Raw genomic sequence first — 21,599 nt, 5'->3', positions numbered from 1 at the left:
CCGTCACGACTGATACAGCGCCGCCACCTCAACCGTGTACGCCGTCTCGATCGCCTTGCGCTTGAGCTTCAACGACGGGGTCAGCAGCCCGTGTTCCTCGCTGAACTGGTTGGCCAGTATCCGGAACGTACGGATCGACTCGGCCTGGGAGACCAGGGTGTTGGCGGCCACGACGGCGCGCCGGATCTCGGTCTCCAGGTCCGGGTCGCGCACCAGCTCGGTGGGCGTCATCTCCGGCTTGTCGCGCATCGCCAGCCAGTGGGTGACCGCCTCCGGGTCCAGGGTCACCAGCGCGGCGATGAACGGCCGGTCGTTGCCGACGACGATGCACTGGGCGACCAGCGGATGCGCCCGCACCCGCTCCTCCAGGCCCACCGGCGAGACCGATTTGCCGCCGGAGGTGACCAGGATTTCCTTCTTGCGGCCGGTGATCGTCAGATAGCCGTCCTCGTCCAGCGCGCCCAGGTCGCCCGTGGCGAACCAGCCATCTTGCAGCACGGCATCGGTCGCCTTGGGGTCGTTGTGGTAGCCGTGGAAGATCTGCCCGCCGTACAGCCAGATCTCGCCGTCCTCCGCGATGTGCACGGTGGTGCCCGGGATGGGGGTGCCGACGGTGCCGAAGCGGGTCCGCTCGGGCGGGTTGGCGGTGGCAGCCGCGGTGCTCTCCGTCAGGCCGTAGCCCTCGAAGATCCGTACGCCGGCGCCCGCGAAGAACAGCCCGAGGCGCCGCTCCATCGCCGAGCCGCCCGACATCGCATGCCGCACCTGGCCGCCCATCGCCGCCCGGACCTTGCTGTAGACGACCTTGTCGAAGAACTGATGCTGCATCCGCAGCGAGGCGCTGGGGCCGGACCCGGTCCCGAAGGCCTTGTGCTCCTGCGCCTCGGCATAACGGACCGCGATCTCGACGGCCTTGTCGAACGGGCCGACCTTGCCTTCCGCCTCCGCCTTGCGCCGGGCCGCGGCGAAGACCTTCTCGAAGATGTACGGCACCGCCAGGATGAACGTCGGCTGGAGGGACTGCAGATCGGGCAGGAGGGCACGGGCCGACAGCTCGGGCTGGTGGCCCAGCTTGACCTGGCCGCGGATCGCGGCGACCTGCACCATCCGGCCGAAAACGTGCGCCAGCGGCAGGAAGAGCAGGGTGGATGCCTCGTCGCCCGGCTTGGAGTGGAAGACCTTCTCGTAGCGGAGCACCATGTTGTCGGACTCGGCCATGAAGTTGGCGTGGGTGATCACACAGCCCTTGGGGCGGCCGGTGGTGCCGGAGGTGTAGATGATCGTCGCCGTGGCATCCGGGGTGACGGCCATCCGGTGGCGGTGGACGACATCGTCCTCGATATGCGCACCGGCCGCGGACAGTTCGGCCACCGGGTCGGCGTCCAGCTGCCACAGCTTGCGCAGCTGCGGAAGCCGGTCGATGACCGAGCCGACGGTCATCGCATGGTCCTCGTGCTCGACCAGGCATGCCGAGACGCCCGCGTCGTGCAGCATCCAGAAGACCTGCTCCGCCGACGACGTGGGATACAGCGGTACGGACTGGACGCCGACGGACCACAGCGCGTAGTCGAACAGGGTCCACTCATAGCGCGTACGCGACATGATGCCGACGCGGTCGCCGAACCGGACGCCCTGGGCCAGCAGGCCCTTGGCCAGGGCCATGACCTCGTCGCGGAACTGCCGGGAGGTGACGTTCTGCCAGTTTCCGGCCTCGTCCTTACGCGCCAGGGCGACGCGATCGGGATCGGATTCGGCGTACTCGTAGACGGCATCCGCCAGCCCGCCGACCCGGGGCGCGGTCGCCAAAGGCGGGACGGTGAACTCGCGCAATGACCCAGCTCCTCGTGGTGTTGCTCACAAGGCCGCGACCGTACCCCACCGTGATGACATCCGGCAGAGCCGTACCACGTCGTGAACTCGACCGCACAGGAACTGGCCAACTGGAGAAAACGGATGACTCCGGAGAAGCCCGGACATGGTGCAGCTGGTTCAACGCCGGACGATCACGACGCCGGGACCATATCTGCACCAAATCTCTGCACGTGACAGGGGGTCAGCCGCCCCTGCGGAACCTGCCGCAGATCAGGGGCGCTGCAGGCGGTCGCCGCCCGCCAGGATCGCGTCGGCCAGCGCCTCCGCCGGACCCCGCGCCGCGCGATCGCGCTGTCCGTACATAAGAACGAAATCCACGCCGCCCAGTTCCGGTAGTCCGGCACGTGGCTGAATCCGGACCAGACCTGGCGGGATCATGCCCCTTGTATGTGCCATTACGCCCAGTCCTGCCCTGGTTGCGGCAATCAGTCCGTTCAGGCTTCCGCTGGTACAGGCGATACGCCACTCCCGGCCCGCCCGCTCCAGCGCGTCCATGGCACGGGCGCGGGTCAGCGCGGGCGGCGGGTAGACGACCAGCGGGACCGGGCGCTGCGGATCGAGGCGCAGCCGCTCGGCCCCCACCCACACCAGCCGGTCGCGCCAGACCAGCCGTCCGTGCGAGTCCTCCGGACGCCGCTTGGCGAGCACCAGATCCAGCCGCCCGGCCGCCAGCAGCTCGTGCAGGGTCCCCGACAGCTCGACGGTCAGCTCCAGATCCACCTCGGGGTGCTCCCGCCGGAACTCTTCGAGAACCTCCGGCATCCGGGTCAGCACAAAGTCCTCGGAGGCGCCGAAGCGGAGTCTGCCGCGCAGCCGGGTGCCGGCGAAGAAGCTCGCGGCGCGCTCGTTCGCCTCCAGGATCGTGCGGGCGAACCCGAGCATCGCTTCGCCGTCCTCGGTCAGCTCCACGCCATGGGTGTCACGGACGAACAGCCGGCGCCCGGCGGCCTCCTCCAGCTTCCTTACGTGCTGGCTCACCGTCGACTGCCGCAGCCCGAGCCGGTGCGCGGCCTGCGTGAAGCTCAGTGTCTGCGCCACGGCCAGGAAGGTGCGCAACTGGGCGGGGTCGAACATGGGTCTCCGTTTTGTCGTCGCGCGCTCTCACCGCGAACCGTCATCGGACATCGTCATCGCGAATTGTCATCACAGTGACCACGGTAAGAGGGGTTCCCGATGCTTGCAGGTCACGGCACTCTGGAGGGGCCTCCAGGCCACCTGGCCCCTTGGCCCTGGCCCGTGCTCCGTGCCCTGCGTCCGTACCCTTGGCGCCTGCCGCGAGCCCCGAACGACCAAAGAGAGACCATGCGCCGCCCCCCTCTGCCCAAGCTCCCGTCCCGGCTCCCCGTGGACGGCTACATCCTGGCGTTGGTGGGCACCGTTGCCCTGGCCGCGCTGCTGCCCGCGCGCGGACCGGCCGCCACCGTCTCGGAGGGCGCGGCCACCGGAGCCGTCGCGCTGCTCTTCTTCCTCTACGGAGCCCGGCTCTCCACCCGTGAGGCGATGGACGGCCTGCGCCACTGGCGGCTCCATCTCACCGTTCTGGCCTGCACCTTCGCCGTCTTCCCGGTGCTCGGCCTGGCCGCCCGCGCACTGGTCCCCCAGATCCTGCCGCCCACCCTCTACACCGGCCTGCTGTTCCTGTGCCTGGTGCCGTCCACGGTCCAGTCCTCGATCACCTTCACCTCCCTCGCCCGCGGCAATATCGCGGCGGCGATCTGCGCCGGCTCGTTCTCCAGCCTCGTCGGCATCGTCATCACACCGCTGCTGGCGGGCCTGGTCCTGCACGGGAAGGGCGGCGGCTTCTCCACCGGGTCACTGGTCTCGATCGTCTGCCAGCTGCTGCTGCCCTTCCTCGCCGGGCAGTTGCTGCGCCGCTGGGTCGGGAACCGGCTCACCCGGCACCGGAAGGCCCTCGGCTACGTGGACCGCGGATCGATACTGCTCGTCGTCTACACCGCCTTCAGCGCCGGTGTGGTCCAGGGCATCTGGCACCAGGTCTCCGCGCTGCGACTGCTGTGCCTGCTGGGGGTGGAAGCCGTACTGCTCGCCGTGATGCTGTCCGTCACCTGGTACGGCTCGAAGAAGCTCGGCTTCCACCGGGCGGACCGGATCGCGATCACCTTCGCCGGCTCCAAGAAGAGCCTGGCGGCCGGCCTGCCGATGGCCAGCGTCCTCTTCGGCGCTCAGGCGGGGCTGGCGGCACTGCCGCTGATGGTGTTCCACCAGATGCAGTTGATGGTGTGCGCGGTCCTGGCGAAGCGCTTCGCCGCCTCCGCGGCGCCGGAGCCGACGGTAGTGGTGGCGGGCGCCGCTGCGGGGAGCGCGGCGGCGGGGGATGCCGCGGGGGACGCGGAAGCGGTGGTGAGCGGGGCGCGGGGTTAGGCCGACCGGTCGGGCGGCGCCAGACCCTTTTCCACCCCCCTGGCCCGCCCCGCACGTCCGGGCAGGCCAGGGCCTCATCCACCGTGCCGTCAGCCCTTCGCGCTGCCCCCACGCACCCGGTCCAGCGGCAGCCCCAGCACCAGCGGGCCGTCCACCCGGGCATTGTCGGCGCGTACGCGGGACAGTTCGGTGTCGGTCAGCGCCCGCCGGTAGACGCGTACCTCGTCCAGCGCGCCGGTGAACTGGACGCGGCCGTCCGGCTTCTGGCCGAGGTGTACGCCGAAGACCGAGCCACGGCTGACCGATCCCGGGACATCGGGGGTGACGGTGGTCTCGCCCCCGTCCACCGTGAGCAGCAGCCGTCCGCCACTACGGCGCAGTGCCAGATGGTGCCAACTGCCGTCGTTGTAGGCGTCGTTGGTCACCGCCTGGGCGACGGCGGCCGGCTGGGCGCCGTCGACGGCGGTGAGACGGGCGACGATCCGGTGGTGAGCGGGGTCGCCCGAGACGGCGACCTGGGGGGCCTTGGCGCCCACACCGCCCATCCACAGCAGCGGCTGTTCGCCGGTGGTGGCGGCATAGCGGAACCACAGGCTGCAGGTGAAGTCGTTGGTGCCCAGCGGGAGGGAGCGGCGGAAGGGGAGGCGTACCGCGTCATCGGTGCCGTCGAAGGACAGCGCCTGCCCGAAGCGGCCGTCGGTGCCGCGGGCGCCGCCCAGGACGAGCGCAGGCCGGGCGCCCGGGGCGGTGTCGGGGGTGGTGGGGTCCGGGGCGCGCCGTGGGCCCAGCCAGTCCTCGGTGAAGCGGGCGAAGCGGATCTCGTCCCGGGCGTCGACCGCACCGCCCTCGTACATCAGGCCGGTGACCTCGCGGGAGATGGCGACCAGATCGGAGTAGCCGGACCAGTCGGTGGTGACCCGGGCGCCGCGGTCGACACCCTCCCAGGTGCGGCCCTCGTCATAGGAGGAGCGGATGGTCATGGTCCGGCGCCGGTCGGGGTCGGCGGGCGCCGCGAACAGGGTGCGGCCGGTGCGCGAGCCCGGCAGCCGCAGCGCCGAGCCCTGCACCATCGGGGTGTAGAGGTCGGGGAGGGCGCGGAACGGTGCGACGAAGGAGTTCCCGCCGTCGCGGCTGACCGCGGCGGTGCGATGGCCCAGGTCGGTGCCGTCCTGTTCGCGGCCGTTGACGTAGACCGAGCCGTCGGAGCGCTCCAGGAGGGTCATCTCCGAGGGCTTCTGACGGAATGTGCCGCTCCACTCCGTTCCGCCTCCGCTCTTTGACGGACCTTCGGAAGCGGAGCCTGCCGCGACGGGCCAGCTGTCCAGCGCGCCGACCTTCCAGGTGGCGCCGCCGTTGTCGCTGTGGATCAGGGCGGCGTGGTTGCCGGTGACCCGGCCCGCCGCGTAGCTCTCGGCGTTCATGCTGAACAGCAGCCGGCCCGCGTGCCGTCCGCGGGTGAGCTGGATGCCGTGTACGGGCCCGGTGGCATACCAGGAATTCCACTGCGGCGGGCGGATGTCGGCGGTCAGGTCCCGGGGCGCGGACCAGCTCGCGCCGTCATCGTCGCTGTACTGGAGGTGCGGGGTGCGATCACAGGGGACATCACAACTGAGGCCGTCGGCACGGCCCTTGTTGTATGTCTCCGCGAGCACGATCCGGCCGGTGCGGCGGTCCACGATGGGAGCCGGGTTGCCGTGGGTGTCGCCGTTGCCGTGGTTGATGACCTGGAGCGGCCCCCAGGTTCGGCCGCCGTCGGTGGAGCGCTTGAGGACGAGGTCGATATCGCCCGCGTCGCCGCAGTCGTGGCGGCGGCCCTCGGCGAAGGCGAGCAGGGTGCCGCGTGTGGACTGCACGACGGCCGGTATACGGAAGCAGTAGTAGCCCGGGTCCTGGGACGCCTTGAAGAGGATCTGCTGCTCGAATCCGCCGACGGGGGCGGCCGGGGCGGCGGGAGCGCCCGGCGCGGCCTGCGCCGGGGCGGTCGGCAGGACGGCGAGGGCTGTCGCGGTCAGTGCGGCGAGCAGGGCCGCGGGGCGGTGGCGGGGTCTGCGGCGGGGGCTGGGGTGTGCGCGGAGAACTGACGTCATGGTCCGGCCTGCCCTTCGAGGCATCGGCGTCGGGTCATCAGGACATCCCACGTCCTATGTGCATCGCGACGGAAGCTACTGCCGCGTGCGAACCTCGACAAGGAGCGTGCGTCAGTTCTCCGTGCCGCAGCCGGAATTCACCCTCCCGGCCCGCAGACACTGAGCCGGGTGCGCCGTGAGTGCCGGGTGTGCTGCGGGGCAGAGGGAGCGCCGCGCGGCCGTTGGTCGTGCCCCGGTACGCGCCGGGAACCGTGCCTCAGCCCGTAGCGGCCGCCGCGTCGAGGGCGATCCGGTGTTCACCCGCGTACACGTTCATCGAGCTGCCCCGCAGAAACCCGACCAGGGTCAGCCCGGTCTCGACGGCCAGATCGACGGCGAGCGAGGACGGCGCCGACACCGCGGCCAGCACGGGAATCCCCGCCATCACCGCCTTCTGCGCCAGCTCGAACGACGCCCGGCCGGAGACCATCAGCACACAGGAGGACAGCGGCAGCTGCCCCTCTTGCAGCGCCCGCCCGACGATCTTGTCGACGGCGTTGTGCCGCCCCACGTCCTCCCGGATGTCCAGCAGCTCCCCGTCCGTCGTGAACAGCGCCGCGGCATGCAGGCCCCCCGTCCGCTCGAACACCCGCTGGGCCGCCCGCAGTCGGTCGGGCAGCGCGCTGAGCACCGCCGGTGCGATACGGACCGGGGTGTCGGGGGAGGTGTCCAGGGACCAGCGGGCGCTGGTGCGCACCGCGTCCAGACTCGCCTTGCCGCACAGCCCGCACGACGAGGTCGTATAGACGTTGCGCTCCAGGCTGATGTCCGGAACCGCGACCCCGTCCGCGAGCCGGACATCGACCACGTTGTAGCTGTTCTCCCCGTCCTCGGTGGCGCCCGCACAGTAGACGATGTTCGCCAGTTCGCCGGCGCTCGCCAGCACGCCCTCGCTGACGAGAAAGCCGGCCGCGAGCGCGAAGTCATCGCCGGGCGTGCGCATGGTGATCGCCAGCGGCTTGCCGCCGAGCCGGATCTCCAGCGGTTCCTCGGCGACGAGGGTGTCCGGCCGGCTGCTCACGGCACCGTCGCGGATGCGGATGACGCGGCGTCGCTCGGTGACCCGTCCCATGTCTGATCAATCCCGTCCGCACCGGGCCGGCATGGCCCGGTGCTGTATGTGCCGAGGGCCCAAACGGCCCCTGATACGGATCGCCGCGGGTCACCCGGTGTCCCTGGAGGCGAGGCGGCCTTGAGATTCTCATTCTCCTGCACGCTGTGGGTCGCGCCGAGAGCCCCGCCCTCTTCCCGTCAACGCGGTCGCGAGGGCGGCAACGGTGGCCAGGCTGAGGCAACTGGTCATGACTGCCGCCATCGGTGCGGGGCTGTGGGTCCCGAACAGCCCGACCAAGGGGGAGACGGCCGCGCCCAGCAGGAACTGGCCCCCGCCCAGGAGGGCGGAGGTGGCGCCGGGAGCCGTGCGCCCCCGGCTTTGCGCGATGGTGATCACAGCGGGGAAGAAGATCCCGAATGCTGCGGTGGAGATCAGCAGACAGAGCCAGGTCAGCCCCATGGTGCTGCCCGCGGTTGTCTGGATGACGAGCAGTGCTGCCGGCCCTGCGGTCGCCAGGGCACCGCTGAGGACGAGGAGAGCCTCAGGCGACCGGCGGGTGGCCAGCGATCCGTACGCCAGGCTGCCGGCCATGTTGCCGACGGCGTTGACGCCGTAGATGAGGCTGGAGAGAGCCGGGGAGAGCCGGTAGATGTCCTGGAAGACGAAGGTGGTCCCGGCGATATAGGCGAAGACGGCTGCTCCGCCGAGGGCGAGCGCCAGTACCGGCGTGAGCACGGCGCGCTGCCCGGCGACTCTCCCGATGGAGCGCAGACTGGCCGCCAGTCCGCCGGTGGGCCGTGCGTCGGACGGGTGCGATTCAGGAATCCAGCGCAGCACGCCCAGGGCCAGGAGCAGGCCGACCAGGGCCAGCAGGGCGAAGACGTAGCGCCAGGTGACCGCCAGGAGCAGGGCGCCGCCGGCCAGCGGGGCCAGGACGGGAGCCGCGGCGGTGATGGCTCCCAGCCGGGCGAAGACCGCGGGAAGTTTTCGGTCGTCGAAGAGGTCGGTGACGACAGCTCGGGAGACGACGAGCCCAGCCGCTCCCGTAATGCCCTGCCCGACCCGAGCCGCGTCGAGCACTTCCACCGTGGGTGCCAGGGCGCACCCGGCGGAGAACGCGGCGAACAGCAGCGATCCGCAGACGAGGACGGGGCGGCGGCCGACCGCGTCACTGAGCGGCCCCAGGACGAGCTGTCCGACGATGATGCCCACGAGGAAGACGGTCAGGGACACCTGCGCGCCGGAGGCGGTGGTGCCTAAGGAGCGTGCCAGATCGGGAAGTGCCGGCACGTACATATCCGTGGCCAGCGGGCTGGCGGCACTCAGCCCGGCCAACACCAGTAACAGCTTGGCCTGTTCGGGGGCAGGGGCGTCAGGACGGCGCGTCCGGGGCGGTGCCTTTCCGGTGGAGTGAGCAGTCATAGCGCGGGGGCCGCCCCCTCAGCCGGAGCAGGCGTCTTCGCCGGTCCGCGGTCCCGCTCCACGGTGCTTTCGGCCGCCGCCACCTGTTCCAGCAGCCCGGCGGCGAGTCGCAGCATGCCGCGCTCGGCGGGCGAGAGCGTCTGCCGCAGCGCCGCGGCCAACCAGACGTTGCCGTCGCGTACATGCTCCCGCAGAGCCTCCCGGCCCGCTTCGGTGATCTGGACGTTCTGGCGGCGCGCATCCACCTCACTGCGCGCACGGTGAATACGGCCCTGGTCCTCCAACTCGTTGAGCACGCGGGTCAGAGACTGAGTCTGCAGCCCTTCGATGGCGGCCAGTTCCGACGGGTTCAAGGGCCCGCTGTGCCGCAGATTCCCGAGCACCGAGGCGGCCAGCCGCGTCAGCGGTCGACCAGCGCCCGGCTGCTCGGCGCGCAGCCGGGAAGCCAGCCGGGACACCGCCCAGCGCAGCGACTCGGCCAGCACCAGATCTTCCGGCACCTGATCGTTCGTCACATCAGTCATGTTACGAAGCTAAAGCTTGGCAACCATGACTGGCAATATGCCAATTGACCCTCTATTACCAAGCGTCATCTTTACAGTTGTAGGGCTTCATGGAGTGCGAGGCGGCTCCTGACCGGACGCGATCGGTGTCGCGGAGCGGCGGGGCGCTCGCGGGAGAAATGGAGACGAGACAGAGGGATGGGTGGGCCGTGGGCTGGGTAGGTGCTTGAGCCGGGGCCGGGTTGGGCGCCCGGAGTATCCGGGGTCGGCCGATCGACGTGGCCCGTGTGGAACGGCCCGGTGACGGGATCTGTGGGGGATCCCGCCACCGGGCTTACTGATGTCGCCATCCGGCCCGGCCGGATTCGGCCGACTCGTTTCGATCCGCGAGACCAGGCCGGGTCACCGGCCTCCGCCCGGGTAATGTGCAGCTGATCAGGCATGGCCCACCCGATGCAGCACAGCGCACCAGGCACCCGAACGACCACGAATGGCGAGACGCACATGAGCGACGGGACAGCACCGGCGACCGGCGAAGCGGCCTCCGTTGCCGACGAGGCGGCCCGTGAGCGGCTGCTTTACCTGCGCGGCAGCATCGACAACCTCGATGCCGCCCTTGTGCATCTGCTCGCCGAGCGCTTCAAGTGCACCCAGCAGGTCGGCGAGCTCAAGGCCCGGCACAGCCTGCCGCCCGCCGACCCGGCCCGGGAGGCCGCGCAGATCGAGCGGCTGCGCCGGCTCGCCGAGGACGCCAAGCTGGATCCCGCCTTCGCCGAGAAGTTCCTCAATTTCATTATCGGCGAGGTCGTCCGCCACCACCGGGCGATCGCCGACCGTACGCATGAGGAAACGGCGGAAGCGGCCGGGCCCACCGCGGGCTGAGCCCCGTACCGATCCACGAGGGACGGCGTGGCACCACGCGTGCGGGCACTGCCCGCGCGCCGAAGAATGGCGCGGCTCCCCCTTGCCTTCCGGCCCCACCGTCGCCTCACCCGGCTGGCCCCGCTGCCCGCCGCGAGTGACACTCGCCATAGCTGAAGCCGGACCGTCCCGCAGTGTCGCCGCGCCCACTACCGTCCAGTAACGCGGTTCCTCCGGGAGCCGTACGAGCGCCACCACCCTGCCCCTCCGGCCGTGCACCGAGAGCGGAGACACATGATGGCCACCACCCCCGCACATCCCGCCGACCCGCGGCGTGGCGACCGCCCCGCGTCTGCCACGACGCTCGTCCTGAAGCCCGGTACGTCCTGGCAGGACGCCTGGCAGCGCAGCCTGGCCGCGGCCCCCGAGGCGTTCCGCGACGACCAGGCCCTCAACCTCTGGGGCGCCGTCTGGCATCCGGACGGCCACCCGCTGCCCGCCACCAGTCCCGTCGACGGCAGCCCCGTCGCCGGCCCGCCCCGGCTCGACGCGGACACCGCGCTGCATGCCGTACGCGCCTCCCTCGATCAGCACCGGGCCTGGCGCCAGGTCCCGTTGGCCGAACGCAAGGCACGGATCTCCGCCACCCTCGACGCGCTGACCGAGCACCGTGAACTGCTCGCGCTCCTCCTCGTCTGGGAGATCGGCAAGCCCTGGAAGCTCGCGCAGGCGGACGTGGACCGGGCCATCGACGGGGTCCGCTGGTACGTCGCCGAGATCGACCGGATGCTCGACGGCCGGGCGCCGCTGCCCGGCCCGGTCAGCAATATCGCCAGCTGGAACTACCCGATGTCGGTCCTGATCCACGCGATGCTGGTGCAGGCGCTGGCCGGCAACGCGGTGATCGCCAAGACGCCGACCGACGGCGGGCTGGTGTGTCTGACCCTCGCCTGTGCCCTGGCCGCCCGGGAAGGCGTCCCGGCCACCCTCGTCAGCGGCAGCGGCAAGGAGCTGTCGCCGTCCCTCGTACGGTCACCCGAGATCGGCTGTGTGTCGTTCGTCGGCGGCCGGGACACCGGGGCCCGGGTCGCCACCGCCGTCGCTGACCTCGGCAAACGCCATATCCTCGAACAAGAGGGCCTCAACACCTGGGGCATCTGGAACTTCACCGACTGGCAGACGCTGACGCCGCTGATCCGCAAGACCTTCGACTACGCCAAGCAGCGCTGCACCGCCTACCCCCGCTTCGTCGTCCAGCGTGACGCCTTCGCCGACTTCCTCGCCGCCTACCTCCCGGCCGTCCGCAGCGTCCGCTTCGGCCACCCCCTGGCCGTCGCCGCCCCCGCCGATCCGCCCCCCGAACTCGACTTCGGCCCGCTGATCAACGCCGCCAAGGCCAAGGAACTCGCCGAACTCACCACCGAGGCGATCTCCCGGGGCGCGGTCCCCCTGCACCGCGGCAGCCTGGCGGACGGCCACTTCCTCTCCTCCCAGGACACCTCGGCCTACCTCCCGCCGACCACCCTCCTGGCCCCGCCCCCGTCCTCCCCGCTCCACCACGCCGAGCCCTTCGGCCCCGTCGACACCCTCGTCCTCGTGGACACCGAGGCGGAACTCCTCGCCGCCATGAACGCCAGCAACGGCGCCCTGGTCGCCAGCCTCTCCTGCGACGACAAGGACACCTACGACCGCCTCGCACCGCAGATCCGCGCCTTCAAGGTCGGTTACGGCAAGCCGCGTTCGCGGGGCGACCGCGATGAGCTCTTCGGTGGCTTCGGCAACTCCTGGAGCGGTGCCTTCGTCGGCGGCGAACTTCTCGTCCGCGCGGTCACCGAGGGCCCGGACTCCGAACGCCTGCCGGGCAACTTCCCCGACTACCACTTGATGCCGTAGCCAGAGAACGGAACCGGCGCTAGCCGATCCCCTGCCGGTCGGGGGACGAGGCGAACCGCCGGTCCGCCCCCGCCGGCACCGCACGCTCCATCGCCTGCAACAGCAGCGTGCGGTGCCGCACCAGCGGAATCCCCGATCCGCGGCAGCAGCAGCACCACCCCGGGCCGCCGCGCCACCCGCACCAGCCGCGCCACATGGACATCATGCGCAGCGTCTCCCGGGTGATCCGGTCGACCACCGGCCCCACCCGTCCCGCAGATGCTCCCGCAGCGTCGACAGCGCACGTGGCCTGTGTGGACCACTGAGATGAACGACATGTCCCTCATTGCCCATAAATCGAGGTTATGTGGGCTGCGGATACGCAGGTGAAGGGCACTCCGAAACCTTGGTATTGTTATCCATGTCGCCGCGGGGAACGCCCCGTGAAGATCACACCTAGTCCGGGTGGCGGAATGGCAGACGCGCTAGCTTGAGGTGCTAGTGCCCTTTATCGGGCGTGGGGGTTCAAGTCCCCCCTCGGACACCAGCGGAACCCCTGCTCAGCAGGGGTTTTTCGCATTTCTGGGGCGGTGGGGCAAGTGATGTCCAAAATGCCTGTTCCATACCCTTTGTTTGGGAGTATCCTGAAGACCGGCCTACGGGGCGAGCGAGGGAGTTCGACCGGACTGGCCTCGGGGAAGGGAGCTATGGCTCTCGCCGAGGACAAGAGGAAAGGTCGGGCTGAGAGGCTGAAAGGTCGTAAGACCGGACGGCGACCCCCAAGCACCTGATCCGGACAATGCCGGCGAAGGGAGCCCACCTCGTAGGTCTTCGCTGTGCGGCGACGCGGCGGCGCCCGGTCATTCGCTCCGGATCATGTCGGCGCACTTCTCCCCGATCATCATTGTCGTGATGCACGGATTCACGGCGGGCAGGAACGGCATCACCGAACCGTCGGCCACCCGCAGGCCCGTGACGCCCTTGACGCGGAGGCGGGGGTCCAGCGGGGTGGCCTGGTCGTCGGGGGCGCCCATCCGGACCGTGCAGGCGGGGTGGTAGACGGTGTTGTGGGTGGTGCGGATGTAGTCGAGGAGTTCGGCGTCGGAGTGGGCGGAGGGGCCCGGGGCGAGTTCGGTGCCTGCCCAGTCGGCCATGGCGGGCTGGGAGACGATCTCGCGGGCGAGCCGGAGACCGTGGGTCATGACGCGGATGTCGTGCTCGTCGGTGAAGTAGCGCGGGTCGACCTTGGGCTTGTCACGGAAGTCGCGGGTGCGCAGCCGGACGGTGCCCAGGGAGCGGGCGCGGGTGACGTTCGGGGTGAGACAGAAGGCGTTCTCCGAGGTGGGGTAGCCGCGGCGGTAGGTGTTCATGTCGAACGGCACCTGGCCGTAGTGGAACATCAGGTCCGGGCGGTCCAGACCGGGCTCGGTGTCGGCGAAGATGCCGATCTCCCACCACTGGGTGGAGGAGCGGACCATGGGCTGCTTGGCATCCCACATGATCACGCCCTCCGGGTGGTCCTGGAGGTTCGAGCCGACGCCGGGGGAGTCGACGAGCGGCTCGATGCCGGTGGCGCGCAGATGGGTGGCCGGGCCGATGCCGGAGAGCATCAGGAGCTTGGGGGAGTCGATGGAGCCGCAGGAGACAACGGTCTCGCGGCGGGCGTGGACGGTGCGGGTGTGGATCAGGTCGGGGGCGAGGTAGTCGACGCCGGTGCAGTGCCGTGCGGAGTCGAAGTTCAGGCGCTTGGCCTGTAGTCCGGTGCGTACCTCAAGGTTCTTACGGGTGCCCATGACGGGGTGGAGATAGGACACCGAGGCGGAGGAACGGGTCCCGTCGGGGCGGCAGTTGATCTGGAACCAGTTCGCGCCCCGGATGACGGTGCTGCCGGTGTTGAAGGCAGCGGTCGGGATGCCGGCCGTCGCGCAGGCCTCCAGGAGCGCGACGCCGCACGGGTCGTGGGGCGGGACGGTGCGCAGCACGACCGGGCCGTCATGGCCGTGGTGGTCTCCGGGGGCGTCGTTGTTCTCCAGCCGCTGGAAGAGCGGGAAGCAGTCTTCCGCGCTCCAGCCCGAACAGCCCATCGCCGCCCACTCGTCGAGGTCCTCGGCCGGGGCCCAGAAGGCGATACAGGAGTTGTGCGAGGAGCAGCCGCCCAGCACCTTGGCGCGGGCGTGCCGCAGGAAGCTGTTGCCGTTCTCCTGTGGCTCGACCGGATAGTCCCAGTCGTAGCCGGACTCCAGCAGCTCCATCCAGCGGTCCAGGCGCAGCACGTTCTCGTCGCCGACGTCGGAGGGGCCGGCCTCCAGCAGGCAGACGGTGACCGACGGATCCTCGCTCAACCGGGCCGCCACGACGGCACCGGCCGTGCCGCCGCCGACCACGACATAGTCGAACTCGTCCACAGGGGCCTCTTGGGACATCGTGCGGTCTCCAGATCAGGGGGTGGGGTGGCCGGCGCCGCCCGGGGTGCCGCCGCCCGGCTGGACGGCGGCGTGCATGGCGAGGACGCCGGTGCGCTTGCGCTGGACGAACCAGTAGTAGGCGAAGCCGCCGAGCGCCACGACGCCGATGAACAAGAAGGCGCCCCAGCGCAGATACCAGTGCTGCGGGCCGGTCGCGTTGTAGACCGCGGCGCGCGGCCAGGCGAGATTGAGGGACATAGCGAAGCCCCAGAGCACCGCCAGGGCGTTGACCGGAATGCCGAACTTGCCGAGGGAGAACTTGCCCTTGGCCGGGGTCCAGTTGCCCCGCAGCCGCTGGACCAGCATCGGCAGGGTGACCGACAGATACGCCAGATAGATCATGATGATCGCGATGCTGGTGATCACCGAGAAGATCTGCGGCTGGTTGACGTTGATGACGAGGATGCCGACCGCCACCAGACCGATGATGACGGCCGGCAGCACCGGAGTCTGGAAGCGCGGGCTGACCTTGGCGAGCAGGGACGCGGCCGGGAGGTTGTTGTCCCGGGCCATCGCGAAGGCCAGGCGGATACCGGCGGTGTGCACGGCGAGTTCGCACACGGTGATCGCGATGACCACACACCAGAGGACGATCTGGCCGACGGTGGAGCCGAGTGTGGAGAGCACCACGTACTGCAGCCCGTCCACCTTCAGCTGTTCGGCCTGCAGGTTCGGCACGGACATCAGGGCGAACAGCAGGATCAGACCGCCGATGAGGAAGGACGCGACCAGCGCCCGGAGGATCGCGCGGGGGGCGTTGCGACCGGGGTCCTTGGACTCCTCACCGAGCGAGGAGGCGGTGTCGAAGCCGTACATGACGTAGGCCGAGGCCAGCGACGCGGTCAGGAACGCCCCGAAGTAGCCGAGGTTCTCGCCCTTGCCCAGACCGAAGGTGTCGGTCACGACGTCCGGGCCGCGGGTGACATGCGCGGCGAGCAGCAGGATCAGCACGATGGCGGCGATCAGCTCGATCGCCACGCCCGCGGAGTTGATCCGGGCCATGAGCTTGACGCCGAAGGCGTTGACCAGGGTGGTGAAGGCGATCAGCACGGTGCCCAGCAGGACGGCGTTCTCCGCCGCGGACTTGCCGGTGCCGTCGCCGATGAACTGGAACCACGAGGAGATCTGCGGCAGCGTCACCTGGTAGGCCAGCGCCACCGCGGACAGCGAGACCATGGTCGCGGTCAGCATCATCCAGCCGCCGAGCCAGCCGATGTGCGGCCCGCCGAGCTTCTTGGCCCAGTTGTAGACCGATCCGGCCACCGGGTAACGGGCGGCCAGCTCACAGAAGCACAGTGCCACCATCAGCTGCCCGAAGAAGACCATCGGCCAGGACCACCAGTACGCCGGGCCGCCATGCGCGATACCGAAGTAGAACAGCTGGAAGGTGCCGGTGAGGATGGAGATATAGCTGATACCGGCGGCGAAGGTGTGGAAGTTGCCCAGGGTGCGCTTGAGTTCCGGCTTGTAGCCGAGCTCGGCCAGCGAGTCGTCGTCATGCGAACCGTCCGCCCGGGTGCCGGGGCGGGGCGTCTCGGGTCCGGGGCGGGGCGTCTCGGGTCCGGTCACTCGAACCACCGCTGTGGCCGTGGCGCGGTGTTGCGCCAGACATGCTTGGCCTCCTGGTACTCGGCCAGCCCCGCGGGCCCCAGCTCACGGCCGACGCCGGACTGCTTCATCCCGCCCCACTCGGCCTGCGGCACATAGGGATGGAAGTCATTGATCCACACCGTTCCCGCGCGCAGCCGGGCGGCGACCCGGTGGGCCCGCTCGCTGCTCTGCGTCCACACCGCCCCGGCCAGCCCGTACACCGTGTCGTTGGCGAGCGAGACCGCCTCGTCCTCGTCGCGGAACCGCTCGACGGTCAGCACCGGGCCGAAGCTCTCGTCGCGGACGACGGACATGTCCGGGGTGCACTCGTCCAGCACGGTCGGCAGATAGTAGAAGCCGTTCGCCAGCGAGGGATCGTCGGGTGGGGAGCCGCCGCAGAGGAGTACCGCGCCCTCTTCGAGCCCGGCCGCCACATACGCCTCGACCTTCGCCCGGTGCGCGGCCGAGATCAGCGGGCCGGTGCGGGCATGCTCGTCGAACGGCCCGCCGAGCCGGATCCGCTGGGCGCGGGAGACCAGTTCGTCGACGAAGGCATCATGCAGCTCCTCCTGGACGAGCAGCCGGGCGCCCGCCGAGCAGACCTGCCCGGAGTGCAGGAAGACGGCCATCAGGGCGTAGTCGACGGCGGTGTCGAAATCGGCGTCCGCGAAGACGATGTTGGGGTTCTTGCCGCCCAGCTCCAGCGCGATCTTCTTCACCGTGGGGGCCGCCGCGGCCATGATGCGCCGGCCGGTGACCAGCCCGCCGGTGAACGACACCATGTCCACCCGCGGGTCCTCGGTCAGCACCGCCCCCACCACCGGGCCGGTGCCCAGCACCAGATTCGCGGCCCCGTCGGGCAGCCCGGCCTCGGCCAGCAGCCGCATGAGGTGCACGGCGGTGTGCGGGGTCAGCTCGCTGGGCTTCAGGACGAAGGTGTTGCCGGTGACCAGACAGGGGGCGACCTTCCAGGCGGTCTGCAGCAGCGGGTAGTTCCACGGGGTGATCAGGGCGCAGACCCCGACCGGCTCGTGACGCACCGCGCTGGCGACCTCCCCGGCACCGGCGTCCACCACCCGGTCGGTGCCCCCGGCCGCGCCGAGGTTGCCGAAGTAGCGGAAGCAGTTGGCGATGTCGTCCATGTCGTAGCCGCTCTCGACCAGCCGTTTGCCGGTGTCCAGCGACTCCTCCTTGGCCAGCACATCCCGGTCGCGCTCCAGCAGCTCGGCGACGCGCAGCACCAGCCGGCCGCGCTCGGCCGCCGGTGTGCGGGGCCAGGACCCGTCGTCGAAGGCCGTGCGGGCGGCGGAGATCGCCGCCGCCGCGTCCTTCGGCCCGCCCTCGTCGACGGTCGCGACCAGCGTGCCGTCGGCGGGGCAGCGGATCTCACGCACCTGCCCGTCGGCCGCTGCGGTCCACTGACCGCCGATGAACAGCTCCGGCATGGTGGTGCCTCCGGTCTCCGGGCTCGTACGGGGCGGCCGCGGCAGGGCGCCGCCGCCCCGGCCGGCGGTGTCAGGCCGCCGGTCGGCCCGCCGTGCGGACCTCGGTGACGATCACTGAACCGAGAGTAGGACGGCCGCTGCGGCTCCGCACGGCACGAGGGGCCGGGGGAGAGGGGAGCGGCAGCGGGCGGGGCCGACGGAGTGAGCTGTACGGGCGGACGCGAGAATGGAGGGATGGGCAGTGAGCTGGAGCGGGAGCGGGACGAGCCGGCCGCGGGGACGTACCCCGTCGCGGAAGGGGCGGCCGTGCGGCCGTACCCCGTCCCCGATGCCGCGGCCTATCTCTCCGGCCGCTGGCGCATCGAGCGCACCGTCCACGACCTGCGGACCGGTGCCGAGGGCAGCTTCCGCGGCACCGCCGAGTTCCGGCCCGACCCGGCGGGCGAGGCGCTGCTGCACATCGAGGAGGGGCAGCTGACCTGGGGCGGAAGGGTGCAGCCGGCGAGCCGGACGCTGCGTCTGCGGCCCCGCCCGGACGGCACCGCCGGGATCGACTTCGCCGACGGGCGGCCCTTCCACGACCTCGACCTCAGGACCGGCCGGTGGACCGCCGTCCACCCCTGTGCCGCTGACCGGTACGAGGGGACCTTCACCGCCGCCGGGCCGGACCTCTGGCATCTGGAGTGGCGGGTCGGCGGTCCGGCCAAGGATCAGTTGCTGCGCTCGGAGTACCGGCGGCTGGGGTGACCACGGCGGGGCCGGGCCGGTACGGGCGCACGCCGCGCCGGCCACCGTACGGACACCACGCACGGCACCCCCGGGGACAGGTTGCCCCCGGGGGTGCCGGCGTCGGTGGGAGGAGGGATCAGGCGGGGGGCAGCTTCCCCCGGCCGAAGAGCTTCCGCTCGTCGTGCAGGGCGAACGGCGTGGTCCGCAGATCGGCGATCTGGATGCCGAAGATCTTCAGTTGCAGCATCAGCTCGGTCTTCAGGTCATAGCCCGCGCTGAGCGCCCACGCCGGGGCGCCGCCATCGGTCGCGCCCGCGGCCCGTCCGGTCAGGTGGACGGAGAGATCGCCGCCGACCCCCGCCGTGTCGTAGAGGAACACCTGGGCATGCGCCCCGATACGGGCGGTCGCGGAGGCCGCGCCCTCGACCCGCGGCGTGCTGCCCTTCGTCTGCTGCCGCGCCTCGTGCAGCGGCTGCCACCCCTGGCTGCGCTCGTACTTCGCGCCGACGGCGAACGCACCGGAGGTGCGCTGGTCGGCGTCGAGCACGATGCGGCCGTCCGCGGTGAAGCGGTAGGTGAAGGTGACCTCGGTGCTGACCACGACGGGGACCGGGCCCACCCAGAAGACATGCCGTCCGGTGACCGCCGCGATCGGCACCGAGCGCACTCCGGTGTCCGCGGTGCCCTGGACCTTGCCGTGCACCTGCCAGCCATAGGCGTAGGAGCCGCCGAGGCCGATGGCCGCCCGCTGCGGCAGCAGGTTCAGCCCGCCGCGCTTCTCGTACTGGAAGATCAGCTCGGGCCGGAACGACACCTCGCCGGACAGCCGCGCGGGCGACTTGGCGGTCGCCTGCACGCCCTTGGGCAGCGGCACATTGAGGCCCAGCCGCAGGGTGGTGAGCGCCTTCCGCGCCTCGGGCGGCAGCGTGTCACCGGAAGAGGACGGCGCGGGGCGGGTGGCGGAGGGGGCCAGCTGACTGCGGTTCCCCGGAGAGGCGGACGCCGAGGATTCGGACGCCGAGGGGCTCGGGGAAGCGGTGGCGTCGGGGCTGCCGGACGAGCTGCCGGACGGGGTACCCGGCTCACCGGACGGAGTGGCCGTGCCGCCGCTGTCCGAACCGGAGCCGGCGGCCTCCTTCTTCACGGTGACGCCCGAGGAGAGCGGCTTGACCGAGACCTCGCCGGGCCGCAACGCCGTGCGCTGGTCCACCTTCTGATCGCCGAGCAGCTCCGAGAGCGTGGCGGGGGCGGTGGTCACCCGGACCTTGCCGTCGCGGGTGCCGGTGACCTTGCCGACCTTGAACAGCGCACCCGAGGGGGCGTGCCGGTTCGGCGCGGCGGCGATCACATCACCGGTCTTCACGGTCTTGCCCGCGGACGGCTTGAGCTCCGCCTGCTTGCGCTGCGCGTCGTACGACGAGAGCTGCACGGAGACCGAATTGCCGGAACGGGTCGGCGCGTCGGACGGCCTGGCGACCGCGGCACCGCCCTCCGGACCGGAGGCACGGGCATCGTCCGGCACGGCACCGGGGGCGGTCGGCCCACTGGCCGGTATGCCGGCCGAGGACGTGCGCGGCTCGTCGGGGCCCGAGAGCAGCGCGTGGGTGCCGAGGGCGGCGGGGACGAGTACGCCGACCGCGGCGGCGGGCACCGCGATGCGACGCCAGGAAACAGCCATGGGATTCCTTGGTGGTGCGGGGTGATGGGGGGTGGAACAGCGGGGCCGCGCACCGAACTCCGGTAAGAGTCCGGACTACTGGGGAAAGTCGTCCAAGATCGAACATCTGTAGGGGTTCGGGCGGCTTCCTCGTAGCATGGCGACGAATGATCGAATTCGCCATGGGGAAAGACACCGAGTCGGGAGGGGACGGGTGGAGACTTCCACAACGGTGCCGGAGTCAGCCGCCGCGCTGCACGACGGCATCGACGCGCTGACCGATGAGGTCATCGACGGTTTGCGGGCTCAACTCCCCTCCTACGCGGCGGTGTCGGCGGACCGCCTCCGGCCCAGGGTGCTGGCGTCCCTGCGCAACGGCCTCTCGCTGGTGGAGCGCTGGGCCGAGGAACGGCGCAGCGCACGGGGAGCCGGCCGCGTCGACGGCCCGGCGTACGGCATCCCGGAGACCCATCTCGACGAGGTGACGGACCTGGCCCAGGCGCTGCCGGTCGAGGACATCATCTCGGCCTACCGGATCGGCACGGATATCGTCTGGCGGCGGTTCGGCGAGGAGATGACCGCCCGGGGTGGAACCGCCGAGGATCTGCTGCCGGTCGCGGAGACGCTGCGGACCTGGGTCGACGCCAACACCCTGCGGATCGTCCGCGAGTGCCGGGTCGGCCTCCGGGGCGGCGACCCGGCGGCGGACCGCCGGCATGCGGCCATGGTCCGCGCCCTGCTGCTCGGCGAGGCACGGTGGGACATGTCCCTCGGCGGCCTCGGTGCGGGGGGCGCCGGGAGCGCCGGCGACGGCCCCGCCGACGGGCACCGGCCCGAGGGCCATGCCGACGACGCGGAGGCCCTGGACGGAGCGTATGGGCACAGCGCCCTCCGTCTCCCCTTCCGCGCGCGGCTGCCCGACTACGAGGCCCCACTCGGCGATCCGGGCGGCGCCCCCGCCGCCGCGGGCCATCCCGGCCCCGGTGACCGTGCTTTCCGCCGGATCGTCGATCTGCTGCGTCCCTGGGTCGCCCTGGACGAGGCGGGGCGCCCCCTGGTCACGGCCGTGGACGGGGATGTGGCGGGACTGCTGGTCGGGCGCCCGGCCGGGCTCTGCCGCAGCCTGATCCTGGGCCTGGGTGCCCCGGTGCCCGCCGCCGGGGTCGCCACCGAATTCACCCGGGCCACCCAGGCCCTGCGGGCCGCCGCCGGATTCGGGCTGGTCGGGGCGTTCACCCGCGAGGAGCTGGGGCTGCGGGCCGCGGTCGTGGCGCTGCCGGCCGTCGGCGAACAGCTGGCACGGCTCCGGCTGGCCCCGCTGGACGAACGGGGCGAGGACGGCGCCCAGTTGGCGGAGGCCGCGGCCGCCTATCTACGACAGGGACTGCGCCTGGAGGCCGCCGCCCGGACCCTCTACGTCCACCCCAACACCCTGCGCAACCGCCTCCGGCGCTTCGAGGAGATCACCGGTACCAACCTCCGCGACCCCGCCGATCTGGCCGAGGTCTGGTGGGCGCTGACCCACCGCCGCCTCCACGGGCCGACGAGCTGACGCCGCCTGCCGCCCGCCGACCGCCCGGCGGTCCCGGATGCCCATGGCGCCCAACGGGACCGGGACCGG

The 21,599-nt window shown here is 71.2% G+C and carries 16 protein-coding genes and 1 tRNA gene; 6 read left to right on the top strand and 11 right to left on the bottom strand.

The features are described from left to right. Nucleotides 1-3: 3 nt before the first annotated feature. Entirely contained in the window at nt 4-1,830 is a 1,827-nt protein-coding gene (locus STRTU_RS05580) for an AMP-dependent synthetase/ligase (RefSeq protein ID WP_174878812.1), read from the bottom strand. Between the two features lie 252 nt (nt 1,831-2,082). Further along, complete coding sequence (locus tag STRTU_RS05575) at nt 2,083-2,946, bottom strand: LysR family transcriptional regulator (RefSeq protein WP_159742514.1); 864 nt, start codon at nt 2,944-2,946, stop codon at nt 2,083-2,085. 228 nt (nt 2,947-3,174) lie between these two features. Here STRTU_RS05575 and STRTU_RS05570 point away from each other — a divergent pair, with 228 nt between their 5' ends. Continuing rightward, nucleotides 3,175-4,254 carry a bile acid:sodium symporter family protein gene (locus STRTU_RS05570; RefSeq protein WP_159742513.1) on the top strand — a complete coding sequence of 360 codons (1,080 nt, stop codon included), beginning with the start codon at nt 3,175-3,177 and terminating at the stop codon, nt 4,252-4,254. An 89-nt stretch (nt 4,255-4,343) separates the two neighbouring features. Here the strand turns inward: STRTU_RS05570 and STRTU_RS05565 are convergent, their stop codons facing one another. The 4 genes from STRTU_RS05565 to STRTU_RS05550 all read right to left on the bottom strand — a co-directional run bounded on the left by STRTU_RS05565 (nt 4,344) and on the right by STRTU_RS05550 (nt 9,380). Further along, on the bottom strand, nt 4,344-6,341 hold the full coding sequence (locus STRTU_RS05565; protein WP_159742512.1) for a sialidase family protein: 1,998 nt from the start codon (nt 6,339-6,341) through the stop codon (nt 4,344-4,346). Nucleotides 6,342-6,597: 256 nt separating this feature from the next. Further along, nucleotides 6,598-7,452 carry a formate dehydrogenase accessory sulfurtransferase FdhD gene (gene fdhD, locus STRTU_RS05560; RefSeq protein ID WP_159742511.1) on the bottom strand — a complete coding sequence of 285 codons (855 nt, stop codon included), beginning with the start codon at nt 7,450-7,452 and terminating at the stop codon, nt 6,598-6,600. Nucleotides 7,453-7,581: 129 nt separating this feature from the next. Beyond that, nucleotides 7,582-8,856: a multidrug effflux MFS transporter gene (locus tag STRTU_RS05555; RefSeq protein WP_159742510.1), complete on the bottom strand. Its 1,275-nt coding sequence runs from the start codon at nt 8,854-8,856 to the stop codon at nt 7,582-7,584. Further along, nucleotides 8,853-9,380: a MarR family winged helix-turn-helix transcriptional regulator gene (locus tag STRTU_RS05550; protein ID WP_159742509.1), complete on the bottom strand. Its 528-nt coding sequence runs from the start codon at nt 9,378-9,380 to the stop codon at nt 8,853-8,855. Before STRTU_RS05550 ends, STRTU_RS05555 begins: the two co-directional genes overlap by 4 nt. 483 nt (nt 9,381-9,863) lie before the next feature. On the opposite strand from STRTU_RS05550, the gene STRTU_RS05545 reads away from it, so the two are divergent. Continuing rightward, nucleotides 9,864-10,241, top strand: coding sequence for a chorismate mutase (locus STRTU_RS05545; RefSeq protein ID WP_159742508.1), 378 nt, complete (start codon nt 9,864-9,866; stop codon nt 10,239-10,241). 276 nt (nt 10,242-10,517) lie between these two features. Further along, on the top strand, nt 10,518-12,113 hold the full coding sequence (locus tag STRTU_RS05540) for an aldehyde dehydrogenase family protein (RefSeq protein ID WP_159742507.1): 1,596 nt from the start codon (nt 10,518-10,520) through the stop codon (nt 12,111-12,113). Between the two features lie 19 nt (nt 12,114-12,132). On the opposite strand, the gene STRTU_RS05535 is transcribed toward STRTU_RS05540, so the two are convergent. Next, nucleotides 12,133-12,351, bottom strand: coding sequence for a hypothetical protein (locus STRTU_RS05535; protein ID WP_159742506.1), 219 nt, complete (start codon nt 12,349-12,351; stop codon nt 12,133-12,135). A 200-nt stretch (nt 12,352-12,551) separates the two neighbouring features. On the opposite strand from STRTU_RS05535, the gene STRTU_RS05530 reads away from it, so the two are divergent. Beyond that, nucleotides 12,552-12,639, top strand: a tRNA-Leu gene (locus tag STRTU_RS05530). A 313-nt stretch (nt 12,640-12,952) separates the two neighbouring features. Here STRTU_RS05530 and STRTU_RS05525 read toward each other — a convergent pair. The 3 genes from STRTU_RS05525 to STRTU_RS05515 are packed head-to-tail and all read right to left on the bottom strand — an operon-like array spanning nt 12,953 to nt 17,592. Then, nucleotides 12,953-14,515, bottom strand: a complete 1,563-nt coding sequence (locus STRTU_RS05525) for a GMC family oxidoreductase (RefSeq protein ID WP_159742505.1) — start codon at nt 14,513-14,515, stop codon at nt 12,953-12,955. A 15-nt stretch (nt 14,516-14,530) separates the two neighbouring features. Then, complete coding sequence (locus STRTU_RS05520; protein WP_159742504.1) at nt 14,531-16,126, bottom strand: APC family permease; 1,596 nt, start codon at nt 16,124-16,126, stop codon at nt 14,531-14,533. Further along, nucleotides 16,123-17,592: an aldehyde dehydrogenase family protein gene (locus STRTU_RS05515; RefSeq protein ID WP_159742503.1), complete on the bottom strand. Its 1,470-nt coding sequence runs from the start codon at nt 17,590-17,592 to the stop codon at nt 16,123-16,125. Before STRTU_RS05515 ends, STRTU_RS05520 begins: the two co-directional genes overlap by 4 nt. A 234-nt stretch (nt 17,593-17,826) precedes the next feature. On the opposite strand from STRTU_RS05515, the gene STRTU_RS05510 reads away from it, so the two are divergent. Beyond that, nucleotides 17,827-18,339, top strand: a complete 513-nt coding sequence (locus STRTU_RS05510) for a DUF6314 family protein (RefSeq protein ID WP_246240136.1) — start codon at nt 17,827-17,829, stop codon at nt 18,337-18,339. A 118-nt stretch (nt 18,340-18,457) separates the two neighbouring features. On the opposite strand, the gene STRTU_RS05505 is transcribed toward STRTU_RS05510, so the two are convergent. Then, the gene (locus tag STRTU_RS05505) at nt 18,458-19,999 is read right to left on the bottom strand and encodes a hypothetical protein (protein ID WP_159742502.1); all 1,542 of its coding nucleotides are present in this window, start codon (nt 19,997-19,999) and stop codon (nt 18,458-18,460) included. A 193-nt stretch (nt 20,000-20,192) separates the two neighbouring features. Between STRTU_RS05505 and STRTU_RS05500 the strand changes: the two genes are divergently transcribed. Next, nucleotides 20,193-21,530 (top strand): PucR family transcriptional regulator, encoded by a 1,338-nt coding sequence (locus tag STRTU_RS05500; protein ID WP_246240134.1) that lies wholly within the window; start codon nt 20,193-20,195, stop codon nt 21,528-21,530. Nucleotides 21,531-21,599: the final 69 nt, after the last annotated feature.

Origin of the sequence: Streptomyces tubercidicus (genome assembly GCF_027497495.1) — a bacterium.
Taxonomy (GTDB): domain Bacteria; phylum Actinomycetota; class Actinomycetes; order Streptomycetales; family Streptomycetaceae; genus Streptomyces; species Streptomyces tubercidicus.
This window is presented reverse-complemented; position numbering and strand designations above follow the sequence as displayed.